The organism is Pseudoalteromonas luteoviolacea NCIMB 1942, from assembly GCF_001625595.1.
Classification (GTDB): Bacteria; Pseudomonadota; Gammaproteobacteria; order Enterobacterales; family Alteromonadaceae; genus Pseudoalteromonas; species Pseudoalteromonas luteoviolacea_A.
Genome location: NZ_AUXT01000080.1, coordinates 1 through 5,059 on the forward strand (window position 1 = coordinate 1; position 5,059 = coordinate 5,059).

Annotated in this window: 5 protein-coding genes and 2 pseudogenes; 3 read left to right on the forward strand and 4 right to left on the reverse strand. The window is 41.7% G+C overall.

Features of this window, described 5'->3' with window-relative positions:
* Together N482_RS05170 and N482_RS05175 are read left to right on the forward strand one after the other, a co-directional pair.
* Window positions 1–338, forward strand: a pseudogene (locus N482_RS05170) (hypothetical protein); the annotation flags it as partial.
* A 250-nt stretch (window positions 339–588) separates the two neighbouring features.
* Window positions 589–993 (forward strand): hypothetical protein, encoded by a 405-nt coding sequence (locus N482_RS05175; protein WP_063376059.1) that lies wholly within the window; start codon window positions 589–591, stop codon window positions 991–993.
* Window positions 994–1,215: 222 nt separating this feature from the next.
* On the opposite strand, the gene N482_RS25880 is transcribed toward N482_RS05175, so the two are convergent.
* The 4 genes and pseudogenes from N482_RS25880 to N482_RS05185 all read right to left on the reverse strand — a co-directional run bounded on the left by N482_RS25880 (window position 1,216) and on the right by N482_RS05185 (window position 4,258).
* Entirely contained in the window at window positions 1,216–1,506 is a 291-nt protein-coding gene (locus tag N482_RS25880; protein WP_269202101.1) for a helix-turn-helix domain-containing protein, read from the reverse strand.
* 4 nt (window positions 1,507–1,510) lie between these two features.
* On the reverse strand, window positions 1,511–2,536 hold the full coding sequence (locus N482_RS25885; RefSeq protein WP_331245811.1) for an ISNCY family transposase: 1,026 nt from the start codon (window positions 2,534–2,536) through the stop codon (window positions 1,511–1,513).
* Window positions 2,485–2,637, reverse strand: a pseudogene (locus tag N482_RS25980) (helix-turn-helix domain-containing protein); the annotation flags it as partial. The gene N482_RS25885 and the pseudogene N482_RS25980, both read right to left, overlap by 52 nt.
* A gap of 415 nt (window positions 2,638–3,052) precedes the next feature.
* Entirely contained in the window at window positions 3,053–4,258 is a 1,206-nt protein-coding gene (locus tag N482_RS05185; protein WP_081227767.1) for an endonuclease/exonuclease/phosphatase family protein, read from the reverse strand.
* A 262-nt stretch (window positions 4,259–4,520) separates the two neighbouring features.
* On the opposite strand from N482_RS05185, the gene N482_RS05190 reads away from it, so the two are divergent.
* A complete protein-coding gene (locus N482_RS05190) occupies window positions 4,521–4,763 on the forward strand; it encodes a hypothetical protein (protein ID WP_063375869.1) in 243 nt (80 codons plus the stop codon).
* The last annotated feature ends 296 nt before the right edge of the window (window positions 4,764–5,059 follow it).

A 5,059-nucleotide genomic window follows, 5' to 3' on the forward strand; every position in this document is an offset into this window, starting at 1 on the left:
TGCAGATAGAAGAAGGGTTCAGAGACATGAAAAGTAGACGTTTTGGGCAAGGGTTCACCTACAACAAAACAACCATACAAAGCCGTTTATCCTTGCTTATATTACTCACCACCTTGGCACACTGGTTTCTTATGATTTTAGGGATGACGGCTAAACTTGAGAGCAAAGATAGGCAGTATCAAGCTAACTCTTTAAAAACAGATAACGTACTGTCATTACAATTTATTGGCCAACGTGTATCCGCAGATAAAGGAATAAAGCTGTATATGCGAAGCTGCTTAAATGCCATTAAGAAGCTACAAAATGTGGGAGTAGAATATGATTATCCAGACGTATAGTAATTATTTTGTGGGGATCGTACAGGGGCAGAGTAGTTTGATCCTAGTTTTTAATTAATCCACAGCCCTCGTAATAGTTTGGGGAGTTGTTTGTGGGAAGAGTGCAATACATATGAAAAATCATTTACTATGACCTCATTGATTATTTATGCGAATTATCCAAACTATCACCAAGTGTTTGCTAGACTTGATGTTACATTCAGTGTGTATCTCACATTGGTAAAAGAAGTATTTGGATGGTGGATAAAGTATGAGAACAGTTAAATTTGGTTTTATAGCAGCGGGTATGATTAACATTGTTGCTGTACTTTTATTCTCACGAGCTTTCACAAATTCGGTAATCAATGACTTTGACCCAGTAGTAATGTCAAACTTTGGCTTGCTTATGATTATGGTGTGGGGCTTAGTGTTTCTAGGTGCGGCAAAGGTCACAAGTGGTATTAACTGGCTAGCAGGTGCATTTGCAGTAGAAAAGCTTGCCTACGTTGTTGCTTGGTTGCTGTGGTTCAAAGATAACAATCTCGGTGTCGTTTTTGAACAGGACTTATTTGCAGGGGTCTTCTATAGTATCTACGGGTTGAATGACTTCATATTTATGGTGTTCTTCGGTTGGGTTTTTTTTACTCAGGGAAAATCAATAAAATCAGTAGCATAACAAATACGGATAGATATCGCGAAGCCGACACCTTATCTGGGTGTTGAACAAGCCCAGAGTCGTTGTGTGATGCTTCTATATAGTAAATTGAATTAGTGTGATTACCAAGGGAAACAGGCGGTATAAGTACCAAGCGATTCTGACGTAATCACACTATCAATGTTGCCGCGCTTCAGCAAGTTTTGCCAATCGTAACGCAGTCGTATTCATCTTTTCCCTCAACTAAACATTGCGGACGCCGCTAGCGTGTATATCCACATTTCTTTCGGATTTTAGTAGCCGCGAGACTTTTGATTGACCCAGATGTGGGTTAGCCAGAGAGAATTCGATGACGATTTCTTCTATGGCTCTGTCAGTACAATTTTTGTGATGACGGTCTGGCGTTTCCTGCCGTTTTAGTGCATCAATTCCGCCTTCTTTAAACAGCCTACGATGACGATAAATGGTATCGCGAGAAACGCCACTAAGACGGGAAGCTTCTGCCACATTTCCAAGCCTGTCAGCCAGAGCCAATACTTCAAGCTTTTTCTGGCTCAGTGACTTCTGTTATCTGTAGCTTTCGTCCAGCGAAGTAAGCATCGAACTGCTTATTTTTACCAGCATGGATTTCGATTTTTTGGTTCGCAATAGAGTGCTTAAGTGGTGAATCTATAAAGTAGAATGTGCCTCTATAGCTGAACGTATGGTCGTTACGGATTTTCCGATAAACCTTTGTTACACAGATGTCATCCAGATTGATATAGCGCGACACTGGCTTATAATCCGTGTCTTGCGTTCTTGATTTAACAACTAGGTTTTTACGCCAGAACTGGGGGATAAAGACATGTTGAAGGTAGCTATTAGCGCTCGTCATGTCAGTAATATTGTTGAGCCGTAACTCGGGCATCAACCTGTCTTGCAGAGCATCGAAGGCACGTTCAATACGACCTTTTCCTTGAGGAGAACTGGCAAAGATGATTTCAATTCCTAACTCCTCACAGGCCCGTTGCATCTGGGAGAAATTGCAACGTTTAGGGCCACCGAAGATGCCAGCTCTATCAACATACAGAGTTTTAAACACGCCGTATTTCTCAACCACTGCTCGCATAACTTTAAGGCATCCGGCGGTAGTTTCTGAGGGGAAAAATTCTGCATGGATATCACTGTTAGCATCATCAATCATAGCGATTAAGCACGATTTATTATCACCGAACCAGCGATGTGTACTGCCGTCCATTTGCAGCATTAGCCCTGGTGCTTCCATCCGTTCTCTGCGTTTGTGAACAAGGCTACGCCTACGCTTGGCTCGTTTTACATGATGGATATCATGTGCCCACTTAAGCAGTGTCTCGCGCTTAACAACAATGTGTTCGTGAGCCTCAAGCATTTCGGCGAGGTGCAACAGGTTCAGATCATAGTATTTCTCGCGGATCAGCGACTGAACTTGCTGCTTAAGCCTATCTGGAGTTTTATTAACTGGCTCACTGCCCGTATTCCCGTGAACAACGAACTGTACCCTTGGCTTCGGTAACGCTGTAAGTAACGTTCGACAGTACGTCTGGATTTATTGAGGAGCTTAGCGGCATTCGCTATCGTAATTTTACGCTCCGCCACTTTAGCAATGACATCAACAGTTAATTGAGCTTTGGAATTCAAAACAATCACCCTTAGCGCTCCTCAAATGCTTATACAAAACATTCAAAGAACACGGTTAAAGATAACCGTCAATTTCCCTTGGTAATTAGCGATTAAGACAAAATCGCGTGGTAATTAAAGTACGACAAAACGCTTGGTGTTAACAGCTGGAAAGAACTTAGCTCAAAACTAAACTGACAGTCACCGATAGAAAAATGGGTAACTGTCAGATCAAGTCTGAGCTAGTACAGTTAAAAGCTGATAATAAGTCAATTGTGGTTTGCAGGCAAAACCCATTGCTTGCGCTCATTCTTCGCCATGTATACTTAACATATATGCGCAATATTGAGGCGTTACGACCGTCCGCCTCTGGCGATATACGACAGCCAGATTGCCCTATTGTCCGAATCTAACAGTCCATATTAAAACTGATTCAATGCTCAAACTAATTTGAGCATTGAATCTTTGGCAGCTTGATGTCCACCCAAACTAATCTGTGATCTGAAGAAGCACCTCGATTTGCCACAAGCTCAGCACCTTCACTACCTTCTTTTGGCCAGAAAACGCCACTATTTACCACAGCTAAATCTGCCGAAGGGAGCACGTAATCAGCTCGCATGCCCCAATGTGCCGTGTGGGTAGATCCGTTTACATTTTCAGGCTTGTTTAGTTTGCCGCCCAGTGACTCTGGCGCTGCGTAGCTGTTTATGCGGTCATGCTTCAATAACTGACTAATCGCATTTGGATGTGCGTCACCTTCAACAGCGCTTGCATTCAAATCACCCAAAATGACAAATGATTGATTGCTTATTCCACCTCCCTGACCTTTATCATCGTATAAATAGCTGTTTCCTGAGTCACTAATGTAGTCTTTCCATAAACGAATTTCGTCGTGATTACGTCTGCCATTTCTGTCTTCCGGCCCATCAAATACCGGTGGTGTTGGGTGACTAGCCAGTACATTGATTTGCTTATCACACACATTGACTGGTATGTCCCAATGGGATTTAGAGGACAACCTCATAATTGCGTGTGCTTGCTCTCCAAACCAGCTACTGCCTTTCTCATCTATTGGCATTAAATTGTTGGGCATATCTTTCCATAAAAAGTTTTGGAAGGTACGCACTTGGTTTGTATCTATAGGGTATCTCGACAATAGCACCATGCCGTATTGTCCTGGGTACTTACCAAAGCCAAAGTGCGTTAAGTGAGACTCTTTACCTGATAGATGGGTTTTAACACCCGTATTGACTGGCGCAAGATACACATAAGGATATTCAATAGGCGCGAACCCACTTTGAGGGAGTTCAAGATATGCTTTTTTGAATAACTCAATCCCCTGTTCAGGGTCTGCTATATAGTCAAATTCATTGAGCAAAATCACATCCGGACGTGTCCTTTGGATGATTTTGGCGATGTTATTGATCTGTTCAATTTTGCCACTTTTTAATGCATTGGTTAGCGCATTTCCTGAAATATCAAGGTCTGCATCTCTATTATAATTTGTGGCTTCCATACTGACGTTGAAGGTCGCTATTCGGATTGTTTTTTCATTTTTGTTAGTATTTTCAAGTTCTTGTGTCGATATTTGCTCACATCCCGCGCCAAATAACGAGGCAGTCAAAACAACCGATAAAGAGAAAGGTTTCATAAATAACCTAGTATAGACTGATAAGGCCTCTATTCTAGCGCCCTATATATAAAACAGGTGTTAATAATATATTATTTCTTTGGGTAAAATAACAACTTAAAGGCCCCTTAGCAATTGCTTCAAAGAGTCAGTAAATAGCCACCGAGTCGTCAATAGGCTTTGTTCATAGGTTGGATCTTAAGAAAACTTGAAGGCGAACTCTGTTAAGTGTTAATGATCAAATGGTTACGCTAACAATCACTCAATCAAAAACTGAGCGCTTATGAACCTTAACCAAATTTGCCAACAAATTAAAGCTGTCTTTTCATCTGATAACCTGAACCAACAAGCTAAAAATGCTAAATTCCAAAAAAGATTACGCAAGCTTTCATGTGTTCAGCTTTTAAAAGCTGCATTTAAAACCCTTTCGACTCAAAAGGATGCCAACCTATCTGATATTCACCAATCTTTGCAAAGCGACTTTGATTGCGCGATTGACTACAAACTATTTCACAACCTTGCTTAAAAAATTGACTGAGCAGGCGATGTCCTCAATGACGTTTTCTTCTCTCGATTGCTCATTTTTCTCCAAAAGAGGTGTTCATCGGGTATTGCTCCAAGATTGCGCTTCCTTTGCACTCCATAAATAGTTGGCCGAACATTTGCAGCGCGATTTAACACAACCAGTCCAGTAGCAATCGAATTGCATGTTACCTATTCTGCGAGCAGCCTTGTGAGATAGACATTCGTCCTGATGTGGAAGCAGAACGAGATTTCTTGTCTGGTAGCCACACGCTTGAGGACACGTTACTCTTAGCAGAT